At 62.6% G+C, this 16,817-nt stretch carries 16 protein-coding genes; 10 read left to right on the top strand and 6 right to left on the bottom strand.

What is annotated here, in order from left to right; genetic code table 11:
- Positions 1 to 17 precede the first annotated feature (17 nt).
- From rodA to JOE32_RS13850, 8 genes are all read left to right on the top strand, one after another.
- Complete coding sequence (gene rodA, locus JOE32_RS13885; RefSeq protein ID WP_057010160.1) at positions 18 to 1,121, top strand: rod shape-determining protein RodA; 1,104 nt, start codon at positions 18 to 20, stop codon at positions 1,119 to 1,121.
- A gap of 17 nt (positions 1,122 to 1,138) precedes the next feature.
- Positions 1,139 to 2,149, top strand: coding sequence for a lytic murein transglycosylase B (gene mltB, locus JOE32_RS13880; RefSeq protein WP_209985187.1), 1,011 nt, complete (start codon positions 1,139 to 1,141; stop codon positions 2,147 to 2,149).
- Complete coding sequence (locus tag JOE32_RS13875; protein ID WP_057010129.1) at positions 2,149 to 3,159, top strand: septal ring lytic transglycosylase RlpA family protein; 1,011 nt, start codon at positions 2,149 to 2,151, stop codon at positions 3,157 to 3,159. Before mltB ends, JOE32_RS13875 begins: the two co-directional genes overlap by 1 nt.
- A gap of 178 nt (positions 3,160 to 3,337) precedes the next feature.
- Positions 3,338 to 4,495 carry a D-alanyl-D-alanine carboxypeptidase family protein gene (locus JOE32_RS13870; protein WP_065952059.1) on the top strand — a complete coding sequence of 386 codons (1,158 nt, stop codon included), beginning with the start codon at positions 3,338 to 3,340 and terminating at the stop codon, positions 4,493 to 4,495.
- 85 nt (positions 4,496 to 4,580) lie between these two features.
- Positions 4,581 to 4,856, top strand: coding sequence for a DUF493 domain-containing protein (locus tag JOE32_RS13865; RefSeq protein ID WP_003237028.1), 276 nt, complete (start codon positions 4,581 to 4,583; stop codon positions 4,854 to 4,856).
- On the top strand, positions 4,856 to 5,503 hold the full coding sequence (lipB, locus tag JOE32_RS13860) for a lipoyl(octanoyl) transferase LipB (RefSeq protein WP_209985184.1): 648 nt from the start codon (positions 4,856 to 4,858) through the stop codon (positions 5,501 to 5,503). The genes JOE32_RS13865 and lipB overlap by 1 nt, the downstream gene beginning before the upstream one ends.
- A gap of 26 nt (positions 5,504 to 5,529) precedes the next feature.
- The gene (lipA, locus tag JOE32_RS13855; protein WP_209990517.1) at positions 5,530 to 6,534 is read left to right on the top strand and encodes a lipoyl synthase; all 1,005 of its coding nucleotides are present in this window, start codon (positions 5,530 to 5,532) and stop codon (positions 6,532 to 6,534) included.
- Between the two features lie 152 nt (positions 6,535 to 6,686).
- Positions 6,687 to 7,604 (top strand): LD-carboxypeptidase, encoded by a 918-nt coding sequence (locus JOE32_RS13850; protein ID WP_209985181.1) that lies wholly within the window; start codon positions 6,687 to 6,689, stop codon positions 7,602 to 7,604.
- 115 nt (positions 7,605 to 7,719) lie between these two features.
- Here the strand turns inward: JOE32_RS13850 and JOE32_RS13845 are convergent, their stop codons facing one another.
- The 5 genes from JOE32_RS13845 to leuS all read right to left on the bottom strand — a co-directional run bounded on the left by JOE32_RS13845 (position 7,720) and on the right by leuS (position 13,754).
- Positions 7,720 to 9,045 (bottom strand): lytic murein transglycosylase, encoded by a 1,326-nt coding sequence (locus tag JOE32_RS13845; protein ID WP_209985178.1) that lies wholly within the window; start codon positions 9,043 to 9,045, stop codon positions 7,720 to 7,722.
- 61 nt (positions 9,046 to 9,106) lie between these two features.
- On the bottom strand, positions 9,107 to 9,271 hold the full coding sequence (arfA, locus tag JOE32_RS13840) for an alternative ribosome rescue factor ArfA (protein WP_209985175.1): 165 nt from the start codon (positions 9,269 to 9,271) through the stop codon (positions 9,107 to 9,109).
- A gap of 103 nt (positions 9,272 to 9,374) precedes the next feature.
- Positions 9,375 to 10,412, bottom strand: coding sequence for a DNA polymerase III subunit delta (holA, locus tag JOE32_RS13835; RefSeq protein ID WP_209985172.1), 1,038 nt, complete (start codon positions 10,410 to 10,412; stop codon positions 9,375 to 9,377).
- Between the two features lie 39 nt (positions 10,413 to 10,451).
- Positions 10,452 to 11,057 carry an LPS assembly lipoprotein LptE gene (gene lptE / locus JOE32_RS13830; RefSeq protein WP_209985169.1) on the bottom strand — a complete coding sequence of 202 codons (606 nt, stop codon included), beginning with the start codon at positions 11,055 to 11,057 and terminating at the stop codon, positions 10,452 to 10,454.
- Between the two features lie 90 nt (positions 11,058 to 11,147).
- On the bottom strand, positions 11,148 to 13,754 hold the full coding sequence (leuS, locus tag JOE32_RS13825; protein ID WP_209985166.1) for a leucine--tRNA ligase: 2,607 nt from the start codon (positions 13,752 to 13,754) through the stop codon (positions 11,148 to 11,150).
- A gap of 262 nt (positions 13,755 to 14,016) precedes the next feature.
- On the opposite strand from leuS, the gene JOE32_RS13820 reads away from it, so the two are divergent.
- Both JOE32_RS13820 and JOE32_RS13815 read left to right on the top strand, forming a co-directional pair.
- Positions 14,017 to 14,334 (top strand): hypothetical protein, encoded by a 318-nt coding sequence (locus tag JOE32_RS13820; protein WP_209985163.1) that lies wholly within the window; start codon positions 14,017 to 14,019, stop codon positions 14,332 to 14,334.
- Between the two features lie 70 nt (positions 14,335 to 14,404).
- Positions 14,405 to 15,166: a YdcF family protein gene (locus tag JOE32_RS13815; protein WP_209985159.1), complete on the top strand. Its 762-nt coding sequence runs from the start codon at positions 14,405 to 14,407 to the stop codon at positions 15,164 to 15,166.
- Between the two features lie 123 nt (positions 15,167 to 15,289).
- On the opposite strand, the gene lnt is transcribed toward JOE32_RS13815, so the two are convergent.
- Entirely contained in the window at positions 15,290 to 16,813 is a 1,524-nt protein-coding gene (gene lnt / locus JOE32_RS13810; protein ID WP_209985156.1) for an apolipoprotein N-acyltransferase, read from the bottom strand.
- Positions 16,814 to 16,817: the final 4 nt, after the last annotated feature.

Raw genomic sequence — 16,817 nt, 5'->3', positions numbered from 1 at the left:
TCTCCAGCGAGGACGTGATGCGTCGTCGCGCGACGTTGCTGCAGCGCATGCACATTGATGGCCCGCTGCTGATCCTGCTGCTGACCCTGGCGGCCGGCAGCTTGTTCGTGCTGTATTCGGCCAGCGGCAAGGACTGGGACCTGCTGATCAAGCAGGCGTCGTCGTTCGGCCTGGGCCTGTTGTCGATGGTGGTGATCGCGCAGTTGGAGCCACGCTTCATGGCGCGCTGGGTGCCGCTGGGGTATGTCGCCGGGGTGTTGCTGCTGGTAGTGGTGGATGTGATGGGCCACAACGCCATGGGCGCGACACGCTGGATCAACATTCCCGGGGTGATTCGCTTCCAGCCGTCGGAATTCATGAAGATCCTGATGCCGGCCACCATTGCCTGGTACCTGTCCAAACGCACCTTGCCGCCGCAGCTCAAGCACGTGGGCATCAGCCTGATCCTGATCGGCATCCCGTTCATCCTGATCGTGCGCCAGCCCGACCTCGGCACCTCGTTGCTGATCCTCGCCGGCGGCGCCTTCGTGCTGTTCATGGGTGGCCTGCGCTGGCGCTGGATCCTCAGCGTGCTGGCGGCTGCGGTGCCGGTGGCGGTGGCGATGTGGTTCTTCTTTATGCACGACTATCAGAAGCAGCGGATCCTCACGTTCCTCGACCCGGAAAGCGATCCGCTGGGCACCGGCTGGAACATTATCCAGTCGAAGGCCGCGATCGGTTCCGGTGGTGTGTTCGGCAAGGGCTGGTTGCTGGGCACCCAGTCGCATCTGGACTTTTTGCCCGAAAGCCACACCGACTTCATTATCGCGGTGCTGGGCGAAGAGTTCGGCCTGGTGGGCATCTGTGCGCTGCTGCTGATCTATTTGCTGCTGATCGGGCGGGGCCTGGTGATCACCGCGCAGGCGCAGACGCTGTTCGGCAAATTGCTCGCCGGCGCCTTGACCATGACTTTTTTTGTTTACGTTTTCGTCAACATCGGTATGGTCAGTGGCCTGCTGCCGGTGGTAGGGGTGCCGTTGCCGTTCATTAGCTACGGCGGAACTTCGCTGGTGACATTGCTGTCAGCGTTTGGGGTTTTGATGTCGATTCATACGCATCGCAAATGGATCGCACAGGTTTGAATAAGGTGAAGATGTCAATGCAAGTAATGCGCGGCTGGGCGACTCGGCATGCATCCTGGATGGGCCTGATCGGGCTGCTCGGTGCATCGCAGGAGACGCAGGCCGGTGACTACGATGGCTCTCCCCAGGTCGCCGAATTTGTCGGCGAAATGACCCGCGACTACGGTTTCGCCGGTGAACAGCTGATGGGCGTGTTCCGGGAGGCGCAGAAGAAGCAGGCGATCCTCGACGCCATCTCGCGCCCGGCCGAACGCGTGAAGCAGTGGAAGGAATATCGCCCGATGTTTCTCACCGATGCCCGCGTGGCCCGGGGCGTGGACTTCTGGCGTCAGCACGAGGCGGTGCTGGCCCGCGCCGAGCAGGAGTACGGCGTGCCGGCCCAGGTGATTGTTTCGATCATCGGCATTGAAACCTTCTACGGGCGCAATACCGGCAATTATCGGGTGATCGATGCCTTGTCGACCCTGGGCTTCGATTACCCGCCGCGCGCCGACTTCTTCCGCAAGGAGCTGCGCGAATTTCTCCTGCTGGCCCGCGAAGAGCAGGTCGACCCGCTGACCCTCAAGGGCTCCTATGCCGGTGCCATGGGCCTGCCGCAATTCATGCCGAGCAGCTTTCGCGCCTATGCGGTGGATTTTGACGGCGACGGCCACATCAATATCTGGAGCAACCCGGACGACGCCATTGGCAGCGTTGCCAGCTACTTCAAGCGCCATGGCTGGGTGGCTGGCGAACCGGTGGTGGTGCGCGCCGACGTCAGCGGCGAACGCGCCGACGAAGGTTTGACTCAAGGCATCGAACCGGTCAAGACCGTTGGGGAGTTGCGGGCGCTGGGCTGGTCGAGTCAGAATGCGCCCGGCGACGATCTGCCGGTAACGGCGTTCCGCCTTGAAGGCGAAAAGGGTCCTGAATACTGGATGGGCCTGCAGAATTTTTACGCAATCACGCGTTATAACCGCAGTGTGATGTACGCCATGGCCGTGCATCAGCTGTCAGACATGCTGGTCCAAGCACGGGGCACCAAGTAATGCGGGCATCGCCGTTCCATAAACCGCTCAAGCTGGTGGCGTTTGCCGCGTTGTCCTTGCTGGTTGTCAGTTGTTCCACGTCCACACCCACCAGCCGTGGGCCGGTGCCCAAGGCCGGTGGCGCAATCGTCCGTGCCCAGCCGGGCCTGGACATCAACCGCGCGCACAAGGACGGCGCGCCGTGGTGGGACGTGGATGTGTCGAAGATCCCGGATGCCACGCCGACCCTGCACACCGGCCCCTACAAGGCCAACCCCTACACCGTGCTGGGCAAGAATTACTTCCCGCTGCAGGACTCCAAAACCTACGTCCAGTCGGGCACGGCGTCCTGGTACGGCACCAAGTTCCACGGTCAGAACACCGCCAATGGCGAGGTCTATGACCTGTACGGCATGAGCGCGGCCCACAAGACATTGCCGCTGCCCAGCTATGTGCGGGTGACCAACCTGGACAACAACCGCACGGTGATCCTGCGGGTCAACGACCGTGGGCCGTTCTATTCCGACCGTATCATCGACTTGTCCTATGCCGCCGCGAAGAAACTCGGCTATGCCGAAACCGGCACCGCGCGGGTCAAGGTCGAAGGCATCGACCCGGCCCAATACTGGGCCCAGCGTGGCAAACCGGCACCGTTGATGCTCAACGAGCCGCGCACCGTGCAGCCGCAAGTGACCGCCTCCACCGGCAAGATCGAACAATGGACACCACCGCCTGCGCAGCATGCCCCGGACACCGTGGTCGTGCCCCATGCCGCACCTGGCGCATCCATGGCCGGCGGGCAATTCCTGCAGGTGGGCGCTTTCGCCAACCCGGATGCGGCAGAACTGTTAAGGTCCAAACTCAGCGGCATGGTCAACGCGCCGGTATTCATCAGCTCCATCGTGCGTAACCAGCAGACCCTGCACCGTGTACGCATGGGCCCGATCGGCTCGCCAAGCGAGGTCGCGCAGGTGCAGAACAGCGTACGCCTGGCCAACCTGGGGCAGCCCAAGCTGGTCACCGCCGAATAAACCCGATTGAAGGTTCAGGCTCCTGCGGGGCTCGAACCCTGGTTGCTGGCTCGTTGAACAACAAAAACCCAGGGGCAAGGGGTGAGCGGGCAATCGAACACGCGACAGTCTGGCAACGGGCTGTCTGAATAAGTTTTGCCCGCGAGGGCAAGTTTCCATACGCAATTTCGAGAGACGGATGAACATCACCACCTTAGCCAAACGCACGTGCCTGCTTATCTCGCTGATCATCACCCCGGCCGCCTGGGCGGTTGAAATGGTGCCGGCTTCCCCGCAACTGGCCGCCAAGGCCTGGGTCCTCATGGATGCCGCCAGCGGCAACGTGCTGGTCGAGAACGGCGGTGACGTGCGCCTGCCGCCCGCCAGCCTGACCAAGCTGATGACCGCCTACATCGCGACCCTGGAGATCCGTCGCGGCCAGATCGGCGAGAACGATCCGGTCACCGTCAGCGAAAACGCCTGGCGTACCGGCGGTTCGCGGATGTTCATCAAGGTCGGCTCGCAGGTCACCGTGAGCGACCTGCTGCACGGCATCATCATCCAGTCGGGTAACGACGCCAGCGTGGCCCTGGCCGAACACATCGCCGGCAGTGAAGACGCGTTCGCCGACATGATGAACAAGACCGCCGGCGACCTGGGCATGACCAACAGCCACTTCATGAACCCGACCGGCCTGCCGAACCCTGAGCACTATTCGTCGGCTCACGACATGGCGATCCTGGCCCGCGCGATCATCCGCGTCGACCCGGTGCACTATGCGATCTACTCCCAGAAGGAATTCTTCTGGAACAACATCAAGCAGCCCAACCGCAACCTGTTGCTGTGGCGTGACAAGACCGTTGATGGCCTGAAAACCGGCCACACCGACGAAGCCGGTTACTGCATGGTGTCGTCCGCTGTACGTGATGGCCAGCGCCTGATCGCCGTGGTATTCGGCACCAACAGCGAGCAGGCCCGTGCGGCCGAGACGCAAAAGCTGCTGACCTACGGCTTCCGTTTCTTCGAAACCCAGACCTTCTACCAGAAGGGCACCGAGCTTGCGACCGCACCGGTGTGGAAGGGCGCGACCTCCCAGGTCAAGGCCGGCCTGGCCGACGACCTGACCCTGACCATGCCTAAAGGCCAACTGAAGAAGCTGGCTGCCAGCATGACCCTGAACCCGCAACTGGTTGCGCCTATCGCCAAGGGCGATGTGATCGGTAAAGTCGAAGTGAAGCTGGACGACAAGGTGGTGCACAGCGCCGACCTGATCGCGCTCGACGCCGTCGACGAAGGTGGTATCTTCCGCCGCGTGTGGGATAGCATCCGTCTGTTCTTCTACGGCTTGTTCAACTGATTGTGTGCACCTGCAAAGCCCCGCGTTGATCCGACGCGGGGCTTTGCCCGTCGCCACGGCTTACCGCTTACGAGGCTGTTCTGCCATGACCGATAAAGAAGTGAAGGCGCCAAAGATCGAATTCCCGGTGACGGACTATCCCGTCAAAGTGATCAGCGATACCGGTGCAGGCAACAAGGACAAGATCCTCGAGATCGTGCGTAAACACGCGACGATCAACGACAACCGGGTGGACGAGCGTTCGAGCACCAACGGTAAATACACCACGATCCAGTTGCACATCGTTGCGACCGGTCAGGAACAGCTCTACGACATCAACAGTGAACTGCGGGCCACCGGCTTCGTGCACATGGTGTTGTGATGCCCTCAGTCCTGGGCTTTCGCGAGCTTGGCCAGATGGCCTATGAGCCCGTGTGGCATGCCATGCAGCGCTTCACCAACGAGCGCGGCACTTCGGCCCCGGATGAAATCTGGCTGGTGGAGCATCCGCCGGTGTTCACCCAGGGCCAGGCCGGCAAAGCTGAGCACCTGCTGGTGCCGGGTGATATTCCAGTGGTGCAGGTCGACCGAGGTGGCCAAGTGACTTACCATGGTCCCGGCCAACTGGTGGCTTACCTGCTGCTGGATGTGCGCAAGCTGGGGTTTGGCGTGCGCGACCTGGTGAGCCGCATGGAGGCGTGCCTGATCGAGCTGCTGGCCAGTTATGGCGTGAGCGCCGCAGCCAAGCCCGATGCACCCGGCGTGTACGTGGACGGTGCGAAAATCGCCTCGCTGGGGTTGCGCATCCGCCATGGCTGTTCCTTTCATGGCCTGGCCCTGAATGTGGACATGGACCTGGCGCCATTTCGTCGCATCAACCCCTGTGGTTATGCGGGGCTTGCGATGACGCAACTGAGCGAACACGCCACACCGATTAAATTTGCCGAGGTAAGTGCCCGGCTGCGCGCGCAGCTCGTCAAACACCTCGACTATGCTGAGCAGACGACCCTCACGGGCGGAATCGACTGATTATGACTACTGATGCAGTGCAAACCATGATCCCGACGCTGGACATCACCGAGCGTCCGGCCCCGGCCCCGCGTGCCAAGGTGGAAGCCGGCGTCAAGCTGCGTGGCGCCGAGAAGGTTGCACGCATCCCGGTCAAGATCATTCCCACCACCGAACTGCCGAAGAAACCCGACTGGATCCGCGTGCGCATCCCGGTTTCGCCGGAAGTCGACCGTATCAAGGCCCTGCTGCGCAAACACAAGCTGCACAGCGTGTGCGAAGAGGCGTCCTGCCCGAACCTGGGCGAGTGCTTCTCCGGCGGCACCGCCACCTTCATGATCATGGGTGACATCTGCACCCGTCGCTGTCCGTTCTGCGACGTCGGCCATGGCCGTCCGAAGCCGCTGGACGTGAACGAGCCGCAAAGCCTGGCCATCGCCATCGCCGACCTCAAACTCAAATACGTGGTGATCACCTCGGTGGACCGCGACGACCTGCGTGACGGCGGTGCCCAGCACTTTGCCGACTGCATCCGCGAAATCCGCAAGCTGTCGCCGAACGTGATGCTTGAAACCCTGGTACCGGACTACCGTGGCCGCATGGACGTGGCGCTGGAAATCACCGCTGCCGAGCCGCCGGATGTGTTCAACCACAACCTGGAAACCGTGCCGCGCCTGTACAAGGCCGCGCGTCCGGGTTCGGACTACCAGTGGTCGCTGACCTTGCTGCAGAAATTCAAGCAGATGATGCCGCACATCCCGACCAAATCCGGCCTGATGCTGGGCCTGGGCGAAACCGACGAAGAAGTGATCGACGTCATGAAGCGCATGCGCGAACACGACATCGACATGCTGACCCTCGGCCAATACCTGCAACCGTCGCGCAGCCACTTGCCAGTGCAGCGTTTCGTGCACCCGGACGTCTTCGCCTGGTTCGCCGAGGAAGGCTACAAGATGGGCTTCAAGAACGTGGCGTCGGGCCCGTTGGTACGTTCGTCGTACCACGCCGACGAGCAGGCCAAACTGGTCAAGGCCAGCCTGGTTTCCGCCTAGAGCGCTGAGTAACACCGCAGGCCTGAAGTGCAGGAAGGGCCAATGTGGGAGGGGGCTTGCTCCCGATAGCGGTGTTTCAGTCACCTGATGTATTGACTGTCACACCGCCATCGGGAGCAAGCCCCCTCCCACTTTTTGCATGGAGAACATGGATGAACGCCGCCGTACCCGCATTGCGCCCCGAAGGCACCATCGCCCTGATCGCCCCGGCCGGCCCCGCCGCGCTGGACGTGGAAAAAGCCGAACAATGGATGCGCAATCGCGGCTACGACCTGCGCATCTACCCCGGTGTGTATGAACGCGACGGCTACCTTGCCGGCAGCGATAAAACCCGCCTCGCCGACCTCCATGCTGCCTTTGCTGATCCCGATATCGATGCCATCTTCTGCCTGCGCGGCGGCTACGGCACGCCACGTCTGCTCGACAGCCTGGATTTCGGCCTGCTGCGCGCCAACCCCAAACCCTTTGTCGGCTACAGCGACATCACCGCCTTGCACCTGGCGATCAACCGCTATGCGGGCTTTGTGACCTTCCACGGGCCGATGCTCAACGCCGATCTGCTGGGCGACAAGCAGCCACCCACCGAGTCCTCGTTGTTCAGCCTGCTGCGTGGCCAACTGGGCACTGGCAGCGAGTTGGCGCACCCTGTCGCCTTCCCGCTGACCACCCTTGAGCCGGGCATCGCCCGTGGGCGCTTGCAGGGGGGGAACCTGTCGATGATCGCCGCAGTGATGGGCACGCCGTTTGAAATCGACGCGCAAGGCATCATCCTGTTTATCGAGGACATCAACGAGCCGATCTACCGCATCGACCGCCTGCTCACGCACTTGCGCCTGGCCGGCAAGCTGGCGCAGGTCGCCGGTGTGTTGGTGGGGGATGTAGCAGGGGTGGACGGCATGGCGTTGGAACGGCTATTGAAGCAGACCTTCGAACCGCTCGGCATTCCGGTACTGGCCGGCTGGCGCAGCGGGCACTGCGACCCCAACCTGACGTTGCCGCTGGGCGCAGTGGTTCGCCTGGATGCGGGGGAGCAGCGGGTGGTGCTGGAGCAGGATGTGGTCTTTAAATAATGGTTGCCTGGCATGCCGTCATCGGGAGCAAGCCCCCTCCCACACGTTGGATGTACTCACAGTTCAACGGTGGGAGGGGACTTGCTCCCGATGACGGTAGTCGCCATAAGCGAATCTAGCGGTTCTGCAGAGATTCCAGCAACTTCACCGTCGCATACCCGTCCGCCGGCCAGCCCAGCGCCTGCTGCGCCGCGCGAATCGCCTTGCGCGTATTCGCGCCGATAATCCCGTCCGGGTTGCCCGCGTCATAGCCCTTGGCGGTCAGCGCTGCCTGCAGGTCGATGCGTTGGGAGCGGCTCAGCGGCAATTCATCCTTGGGCCAGTCTCCACGAATCACACCCCCGCCACCAAACCGCTCCGACAGCAGGCCAACCGCCAGTGCGTAGGAAGAGGAGTTGTTGTACTTGAGGATCGCGCGGAAGTTATCCAGCACCAGGAACGCCGGGCCACGGTAACCGGCTGGCAGCAGCAGGGCGGCGGACAGTTGGTCGACGTTGGGCGGCATGCTTGCCCCCGGTGGCAGCTGAATGCCGAGTTTCAGCCACTCGGCCACGCTCTTGCGCACGCTGCCGTCGGCCAGGGCGTAATCGAAGTGGGTCGGCAGTTGTTTCACCTCGAAGCCCCACGGCTGGCCTTTCTGCCAGCCGGAGCTTTGCAGGTAATGCGCGGTGGAGGCGAGGGCGTCGGCCGGGCTGTTCCAGATATCGCGGCGGCCGTCGCCATCGAAGTCCACGGCGTGGGTGTTGTAGGTGGTCGGGATAAATTGGGTCTGACCCATGGCGCCGGCCCACGAGCCTTTCATCTGGTCGGCCTGGATATCGCCATGCTGGATGATCTGCAGCGCGGCGAGCAATTGCGCCTGGGCAAATGCCGGGCGGCGGCCCTCATAGGCCAGGGTGGCCAGAGAGCGGATGACCGAGTTATTGCCCTGGAACGCGCCAAAATTACTCTCCATGCCCCACACCGAGACCAGCGCCTGGCGGTCGACGCCATAGCGTTGCTCGATGCTCTGCAGGGTATCGGCGTACTTGATCAGCAGCGCCTGGCCATTGCGCACGCGCACCGCCGACAGGGCACCGTCGAGGTACTCCCACACCGGGCGGGAAAACTCCGGCTGGCTGCGGTCGGCGCGAATCACCGCCATGTCGGGGGTGACGTTGGCGAAGGCGTTATCAAAGACGGCGGGTGTGATCCCGGCTTTCAGCGCGTCCACGCGGAACCCGGCCTGCCATTCGGCAAAAGTCTGGGTGGGCTGGATATCAAGATTGTCCACCGCCAAAGGTGCAACCACGGCAGGCGCGACGGCCGGCACGGTCTGGATTTTCGGCAGGGGCTGGGCGTCGGCGGCGGTGGGTTTCTCGGCGCAGGCGACAAGCAGAATAAGGCTGGAGGCAGCAATCAATTGGCGCAGGTGCCAACGACGGGAAAGACTAGAGGGCATGCACAGGTCCAGGGGTTACAAATCAAGTGCAGACCTTATCATGCCGGAGGGGCGCTTGCCTTCAGGCAGCCAGAAAGTAAGAAGCCTCCCAGCTGTCAGACTGGAAGGCTTCGCGGCGGTAGCTGCCTTTGCCCTTGCCGGCGCGTACCTGGCGGCTGCGGAACAGTGGCTGGGCGATGATGGATTTGGCCTTGTTGGGGCCATTCCTGGATGGCTTTTTGCTCATGATGAGTACTCTTGATGGATGAGTGGAACGGCGCAAATAATCGGCCGAATCGGCGGGGCTGTAAAGCCTGAGAATTGTAAATACAGATCAAAATGCGGCGGGGTTATTCGGCGGGCAGTGTGAGGCGCTGGCCGGCCATCAATAGCGACAAACGGCTCAGACTCATCCACGGCGAGCCCGCCGCCTGGCCCTTGATCTGTGCATCGATACGCTGCGCCTCCAGCAACAATTGCGCCCAGCGTTGCGCCGTGTGCCGTTGCAGGGCTTTGCTCATCAGCGGCTTGCGCTTGTCCCACACCGGTGGGCGGGCCTGGCTGAAGCATTTGTCCAGTGGCGTGCCCTGGCTGTATTGCAGGGCGATATTGGCCAGTACCCGCAGCTCGCGGGCCAGGGCCCATAGAATCACCGGCGGCTCCACCCCTTCGCCGCGCAAGCCTTCGAGCATGCGCAGGGCATGGGCCGGCTCACCGTTGAGGATAGCGTCCATCAGCCCGAACACGTCAAAGCGCGCGCTGTCGGCCACCGCACCTTGCACGGTTTCGACGGTGATCTGTCCGTCTTCAGCCATCAACTTGAGCTTTTCGATCTCCTGAGCGGCGGCCAGCAGGTTGCCCTCGACCCGCGCGGCAATCAGCTCCACAGCGTCTTGTGTCGCCGACAACCCTGATTGGGAAAGGCGTTGACGAATCCACTGCGGCAACTGGTTGCTGTCCACCGGCCAGATCTGGATGAACTGCGTCTGCGCGCCTTCCACCAGCGCCTTGCCCCACTTGGTTTTCTGCGCACTGCCGTCGAGCTTGGGCAGGCTGATCAGCAAGACCGTGTCCTCGGCCGGCCGTGCGCAGTATCCCATCAGCGCCGCCGCGCCCTTGTCACCGGGCTTGCCCGAGGGCAGGCGCAGTTCCAGCAGGCGCTTTTCGGCAAACAGCGACATGCTGGCGCCGGCTTGCAGCAGCGTACCCCAGTCGAAACTGGCGTCGGCGCTGAACACCTGGCGTTCGTCGAAACCTTGCTGGCGCGCGGCGCTGCGAATGGCGTCTGCCGCTTCCTGGCACAGCAGCGGGTCATCGCCGCTGACGATGTACACAGGCGCAAGGCCACCTTGCAGATGTTTGGCGAGTTGGGCGGGGGCGAGTTTCATAGGCGGGGCGAACGGGGCGCCTGGGGCGCCCCGTCTGGCTTACTCGACAGGGACTTCAACAGGCGATTGTTTCGGCGTGTTGTTTTCGTACTCTTGCGCAGCTTTCAAGGCATCGGCGTCAGCCTTGGCCTTGTCGTCAGCGCGTTGCTGCAATGTCTCAAGTTGTTGCGGGGTCAGCAGCGACAGGCGCAGGACCATGCGCTGGACCAGATCACGCCGCATTTCCTTGCGCACCTGAATGATTTGCGAGTCAGAACCTACCAGGTTATTGCCGTCGTGGCTGACGACCTTCTGTACCTGGATCTTGTCACCCATCAATGGCAGCTTGTCACGGCCCTGGATCTCGAAGGTCAGCTCGGTGCTCAGCTCGATGTCCGAGGCACGGCCGGCGCTGGCGTAGCTCAGGTTGCGCTGGGTGTCTCGCTCGTCGGCCAGGAACAGCTTGTAGGGCGCGCCGGTGTAGATGTGCACGCCGCTGCTTTCCATGACCTGACGCAATTGCGTCACAGTTTCGCCGTAGGCGTTGCGGGCGCTGACGTCCCATTCCTTGATCGCCAGTTCATTGGTGCCGGTGCCGCGCAACTGGAAGCCGCATGCGCTCAGCAGCACGGCAAGGCCCATCACCAGCAAATTGCGTTTGATCATTTTTGTTGCTCCCCTTGAAACCAGGCGGGCCTTATCGAGGCCCTGAAGGTTTAGTTCGGCGCAAGGCTCAAGCCTTGCGCCCGATCCGATTTAGCTGGCGACGATATTGACCAGTTTGCCCGGCACCACGATCACTTTGCGGATCGTCAGGCCTTCGGTAAAGCGCAGCACGTTCTCGTTGACCCGCGCCGCCGCTTCAACCTCTTCGCGACTGGCACTGGCGGGCATGTCGATCTGCCCGCGCAGTTTGCCATTGACCTGGATCACCAGTTGCAACGTGTCCTGCACCAGCGCGCTGTCATCCTGCACCGGCCACCGCGCATCGATGACTGCCTCGTTGTGGCCCAACCGACTCCACAATTCATGGCTGATGTGCGGCGTGATCGGGGCGAGCAACAGGGTAACCGTTTCCAGGCCCTCCTGAATCAGTGCGCGATCCTGCTCGGTGGCTTGCGGGGCTTTTTCCAGCACGTTCATCAGTGTCATCACTTGAGCGATGGCGGTGTTGAACTTGTGGTTCTGGCCCACGTCCTGGCCGGCTTGCTTGATGGCCAGGTGGGTGCTGCGGCGAATGGCTTTCTGCTCGTCGCTCAGCGCGGCCACGTCCAGTTTGCCGGGCAGGCCCTGGCTGACATGGGCGTGGGCCAGGCGCCAGACGCGTTTGAGGAAGCGGTGCGAGCCTTCGACGCCGGAGTCGGACCATTCGGCGCTCATGTCCGGTGGCGATGCGAACATCATGAACAGGCGGCAGGTGTCGGCGCCGAACTGATCGATCATCGACTGCGGGTCGACGCCGTTGTTCTTCGACTTGGCCATTTTCTCGGTGCCGCCGATTTCCACCGGCAGGCCGTCGGATTTCAGTTTGGCGCTGATCACCTTGGCCTTGCTGTCACGCTCCAGTTCCACGTCCGCCGGGTTGAACCAGGTGTAGGCGCCATTGGCTTCGCGGCGATAGTAGGTGTCGGCGATCACCATGCCCTGGGTGAGCAGGTTCTTGAACGGCTCATCGGAACTCACCAGGCCTTCGTCACGCATCAGCTTGTGGAAGAAGCGCGCGTAGAGCAGGTGCAGGATGGCGTGTTCGATACCGCCGATGTACTGGTCCACCGGCAACCAATGGTCGGCTGCGGATTTTTCCACCAGGCCGCCTTCATAGTGCGGCGAGGCGTAGCGGGCGTAGTACCACGAGGACTCGACGAAGGTGTCCATGGTGTCGGTTTCACGCTTGGCCGGCGCGCCGCATTTGGGGCAGGCGCACTCGTAGAACTCGGGCATGCGGGCCAGTGGGGAACCGGCGCCATCGGGCACTACGTCTTCAGGCAGCACGACCGGCAACTGGTCTTCCGGTACCGGCACGTCGCCGCAGGTGTCGCAGTGGATGATCGGGATCGGGCAGCCCCAGTAGCGCTGGCGGCTGATGCCCCAGTCGCGCAGGCGGAACTGGGTGCGCGAGGCGCCGAGGTTTTTCTTGATCAGTGCCACTTCAATGGCATCGAAAGCGCCGGCGAAGTCCAGGCCGTCGAATTCGCCGGAGTTGATCAGCTCGCCGTGTTCGCCGTAGGCGTCCTGCCAGGGCGCCGGGTTGGTATCACCCGCGCTGGTGCGCACCACGGATTTGATCGGCAGGCTGTACTGGGTGGCGAATTCGAAATCACGCTCGTCGTGAGCCGGCACGGCCATGACGGCGCCATCGCCGTAGTGCATCAGCACGTAGTTGGCGACCCATACCGGCAGCTTTTCACCGGTGAGGGGATGCTCGACGAACAGCCCGGTCGGCAGGCCTTTTTTCTCCTGGGTGGCGACGTCGGCTTCGGCCACGCTGCCGCCCTTGCACTCGGCGATGAACGCCGCAAGCTCGGGATTGTTCTGTGCGGCCTGGGTGGCCAGCGGGTGTTCGGCGGCCACGGCGACGTAGGTCGCGCCCATCAGGGTGTCGGGGCGGGTGGTGAAGACCTTGAGTGCGCCCGCTTCGCCGATGGACTCGACGTGATACGGGAACTGCACTTCCATGCCCTTGGATTTGCCGATCCAGTTGCGCTGCATGGTCTTGACCTGTTCAGGCCAGCCCGGCAGGTCGTCGAGGCTCGACAGCAACTCATCGGCGTAGGCGGTGATCTTGAAGTAGTACATCGGGATCTGGCGCTTTTCGATGACCGCGCCGGAACGCCAGCCGCGACCGTCGATCACCTGCTCGTTGGCCAGTACGGTCTGGTCGACCGGGTCCCAGTTCACGGTGCCGTTCTTGCGGTAGATCACGCCTTTTTCGAACAGGCGGGTGAACAGCCATTGTTCCCAGCGGTAGTAGTCCGGCTTGCAGGTGGTCACTTCGCGGGACCAGTCCACCGCCAGGCCCAGGCTGCGCAGCTGGGTCTTCATGTAGGCGATGTTTTCGTAGGTCCACTTGGCGGGCGCCACGTTGTTCTTCATCGCGGCGTTTTCCGCCGGCATGCCGAAGGCGTCCCAACCCATGGGTTGCAGGACGTTCTTGCCGAGCATGCGCTGATAGCGCGAGATCACGTCGCCGATGGTGTAGTTACGCACGTGCCCCATATGTAGCTTGCCGCTGGGGTAAGGGAACATCGACAGGCAATAGTAAGTCTCCTTGCCTGGCTGTTCGCTGACTTCGAAGGACTTTTGCGCGTCCCAGAAGGTTTGTGCGGCATTTTCTATTTCACGGGGCTGGTAATGTTCGTGCATGGCTACTTTTGAACTGAATAGGGGTGGCCTAATCCTCTTCGGTGCAGCGTTAGGGCTGAGCGACACCGATGCGCGGCGCGTGCATGCCCAAACCCTGCGGGAAGTGGAGTTACAGGAAGCGCCGTAGCATACATGACCCCACTCTATCGAGGGAAACCCTGATTGCGCACGCCAGGCCGTCTGTCGCGGCGTCAGGCAGGCCCGGCCACTGGGTCTACGCTGTTGAGTGGGGAGCGAGTCTTATCTTCAATGAGGTGAGGGGATGGTCAAATCGCAGCGAATGTTAACCAAACCGGATGTCTACCAAGGACTGATCGACCGCTTGGGTCGTGCGTTGGATGCCGCCAGCACCGCGGGTCGATTGCGTGATGAACGCCCCGTCGAGCTGGAGCTGCGTGGCCTGAGCCGCGCAGAGCTGGAACTGATCAAGGCTTACCTGGAAAAAAACGAACGCTCGACGCCTGGCCGTGTGGCTTCCCCGCCACCGAGCGCGCCGACACAGTCGGCGAAGGTGGTGTGGCTCAAGGATGCAGCGCGCGAGCGCGGTCCGGCAACCCATCGGGCCGACCGGTTCAAGTGATGCCCCCCATGTGAAGCTTTGCGCTGAACCCTGATACACCTTAGGCTTCGGGCATCCATGGAGATGCTCGATGCCTATTCGCTATTTCATTAAACAACTGTTGCTGCCGCCTGGCATTCTCTTGCTGCTGCTGGCCCTTGGCTGGTGGTTGCGACGCACACGCCCGCGCCTTGCCGGCTGCTGTTTTGCCCTGGGGTTGGGCGGGCTGTGGCTGATGAGCCTGCCGGTGGTGGTGGAGTGGAGCGCACGGGCGCTGGAGACCGTGCCACCTTTGGCCCGTGAGGACTGGTCTACCCTGGCTCAACGGGCAGATGCCATTGTGATCCTCGGTTCTGGACGCGAACGCGGTGACCCTGCGTGGGGTTCGGACCAGCCGACCGGTATCGGCCTGGAGCGTCAGCGTTATGCGGCGCGATTGGCCAAGGCATCCGGCCTGCCTGTGCTGACCACCGGTGGCCTGCACTACGACACGCCGCCCAGCGAGGCGGAATTGATGGCGGTTTCAATGCAGGATGATTTTGGCGTCACGGTGCGCTGGAAGGAGGAACGCAGCCGAACCACCTGGGAAAACGCGCAGATGAGCGCCGCGATCCTGTTGCCCCAAGGCATCAAGCGCGTGGTGGTGGTCACTCAAGCCTGGCACATGCCGCGCTCGGTGTGGAGCTTTGAAAAGGCGGGCTTTACCGTGGTGCCGGCGCCGGTGGGCTTTCTTGGCGTGGACAATGCGCGGCCACTGGGTGGCTGGATGCCGGAGTTCAAGTCGATATGGCAGAGCGGGTATTTGTTGAATGAGGCGGTGGGGCAGGTGGGGTATCGGTTGTTTTACAAGTAACGCCACCGATCTGAATGTGGGAGGGGTTTGCTCCCGATAGCGGTGTTTCAGTCAACAGCTACATTGACTGACCCACTGCAATCAAAAGCAATCCCCCTCCCACATTGGTTTTGGGTGGGGCGGCTAGACGGCTTTGGACATTCGGCCCGCCAGCAACGCCCAGCCAAACAGCACCAGACACACAATGATCAACGGCCACGAGCGCCATTGCAGATAGGGCGTGAGCTGGTGCATCGGCACCACTTCGCCATAGAGAATGCCACGCTCGAACTGTGGAATCTGCGCGGTGATCTGCCCGAACGGATTGATCAGCGCGGTCACGCCGTTGTTGGTGGCGCGGATCATCCAGCGACCTGCCTCCAGAGCACGCATCTGCGCCATTTGCAGGTGCTGCAACGGGCCGATGGAGCGGCCAAACCAGGTGTCATTGCTGATGGTCAGCAGCAAGTCGCTGCGGGCCGAAAGGCCGGCGGCAAATTCCGGGTACACCACTTCGTAGCAAATGAACGGTGCAATCTGGTAGCCCTTGGCCTGCAACAGCGGTTGGTCGGCCGGTCCACGGGCGAAGTCCGACATCGGCAGGTCGAAGAAGGCAATCAGGCCGCGCAGCATGTCCTGCAGCGGCACGTACTCGCCGAAGGGCACCAGCTTCTGCTTGAGGTAGGTGCCGTCGCCTTCGCCCACCACGGTGATGCCATTGAAATAGCGCTTTTCGTGGCGCACCTCCTGGCGGATCGGTACCCCGGTGATCAGCGCGGTATGCCGGTCGGCGGCAAACTTGCCCATCATGCCCAGGTAATCTTCGACGGATTCCTTGAGCACCGGCACTGCCGTTTCCGGCCATACCAGCAGGTCAACCGGCCTGGAACTCAAGCTCATGTCGCGGTACAGCGCGAGCTGGGCCGTCAGCTGTTGTGGGTCCCACTTCATGCTTTGTTCGATGTTGCCCTGGATCGCGGCCACGCTCAGCGGTGCGCCGGAGGGCGTGGTCCAGGCGTGATGCTTGAGTGCCAGGCCGATTGCCCACGGCGCGACCAGTAACGCCAGGCCTGCGCCGATGAAGGCATTGCGTTTGGTCGCCAGCAGGCGCGGCAGGTTGCACAACAGCGCCGCCGTCAGCGCCAGCGCGAACGAAATCAGCCACATCCCGCCCACAGGCGCCAGGCCGGTGAGCGGGCCGTCCAGTTGGCTGTAGCCGGAGTACAGCCACGGGAAACCGGTGAGGAACCAGCCACGAAACGCTTCCTGGCCGACCCACAATGCGGCAAAGGTCAGCGCGTCCGCCAGCGGCGCTTCATTGCGGCGCAGCCAGCGCGCCCACAGCCAGGCGGGCAGGGCGAAGAACCAGGCGATTGCGGCGGTGAACAGCAGCATCAGGAAACCCGCCAGCAGCACCGAAGCGCCGCCGAAGTGGTGGATGCTGTAGTAGATCCAGCTGGTGCCGGCGCCGAACAGACCGAAGCCGAAACACCAGCCACGACCCAGGGCCTGGCGTGGGCTCAGGCCCCGCAGCCCGACATAGAACACGCCGACCGCCACCAGTGCAAACGGCCACAGGTCGAACGGCGCCAGCGCCAGAGTAGTGATGGCGCCGGCCACCACGGCCAGCAAGTTACCGGGCCAGCCGGGTGCGATCAAACGGCGCATGTCA

Origin of the sequence: Pseudomonas sp. PvP025 (assembly GCF_017832155.1) — a bacterium.
Lineage (GTDB): Bacteria > Pseudomonadota > Gammaproteobacteria > Pseudomonadales > Pseudomonadaceae > Aquipseudomonas.
The sequence above is the reverse complement of the archived record's forward strand: the minus strand, read 5'-3'. Positions and strand labels throughout refer to the sequence as shown.

Bases quoted from the DNA above. Each gene is read 5' to 3' on its own strand.
- rodA (WP_057010160.1), top strand. From the start codon at position 18: ATGCGTCGTCGCGCGACGTTGCTGCAGCGCATGCACATTGATGGCCCG.
- mltB (WP_209985187.1), top strand. From the start codon at position 1,139: ATGCAAGTAATGCGCGGCTGGGCGACTCGGCATGCATCCTGGATGGGC.
- JOE32_RS13875 (WP_057010129.1), top strand. From the start codon at position 2,149: ATGCGGGCATCGCCGTTCCATAAACCGCTCAAGCTGGTGGCGTTTGCC.
- JOE32_RS13870 (WP_065952059.1), top strand. From the start codon at position 3,338: ATGAACATCACCACCTTAGCCAAACGCACGTGCCTGCTTATCTCGCTG.
- JOE32_RS13865 (WP_003237028.1), top strand. From the start codon at position 4,581: ATGACCGATAAAGAAGTGAAGGCGCCAAAGATCGAATTCCCGGTGACG.
- lipB (WP_209985184.1), top strand. From the start codon at position 4,856: ATGCCCTCAGTCCTGGGCTTTCGCGAGCTTGGCCAGATGGCCTATGAG.
- lipA (WP_209990517.1), top strand. From the start codon at position 5,530: ATGATCCCGACGCTGGACATCACCGAGCGTCCGGCCCCGGCCCCGCGT.
- JOE32_RS13850 (WP_209985181.1), top strand. From the start codon at position 6,687: ATGAACGCCGCCGTACCCGCATTGCGCCCCGAAGGCACCATCGCCCTG.
- JOE32_RS13845 (WP_209985178.1), bottom strand. From the start codon at position 9,045: ATGCCCTCTAGTCTTTCCCGTCGTTGGCACCTGCGCCAATTGATTGCT.
- arfA (WP_209985175.1), bottom strand. From the start codon at position 9,271: ATGAGCAAAAAGCCATCCAGGAATGGCCCCAACAAGGCCAAATCCATC.
- holA (WP_209985172.1), bottom strand. From the start codon at position 10,412: ATGAAACTCGCCCCCGCCCAACTCGCCAAACATCTGCAAGGTGGCCTT.
- lptE (WP_209985169.1), bottom strand. From the start codon at position 11,057: ATGATCAAACGCAATTTGCTGGTGATGGGCCTTGCCGTGCTGCTGAGC.
- leuS (WP_209985166.1), bottom strand. From the start codon at position 13,754: ATGCACGAACATTACCAGCCCCGTGAAATAGAAAATGCCGCACAAACC.
- JOE32_RS13820 (WP_209985163.1), top strand. From the start codon at position 14,017: ATGGTCAAATCGCAGCGAATGTTAACCAAACCGGATGTCTACCAAGGA.
- JOE32_RS13815 (WP_209985159.1), top strand. From the start codon at position 14,405: ATGCCTATTCGCTATTTCATTAAACAACTGTTGCTGCCGCCTGGCATT.
- lnt (WP_209985156.1), bottom strand. From the start codon at position 16,813: ATGCGCCGTTTGATCGCACCCGGCTGGCCCGGTAACTTGCTGGCCGTG.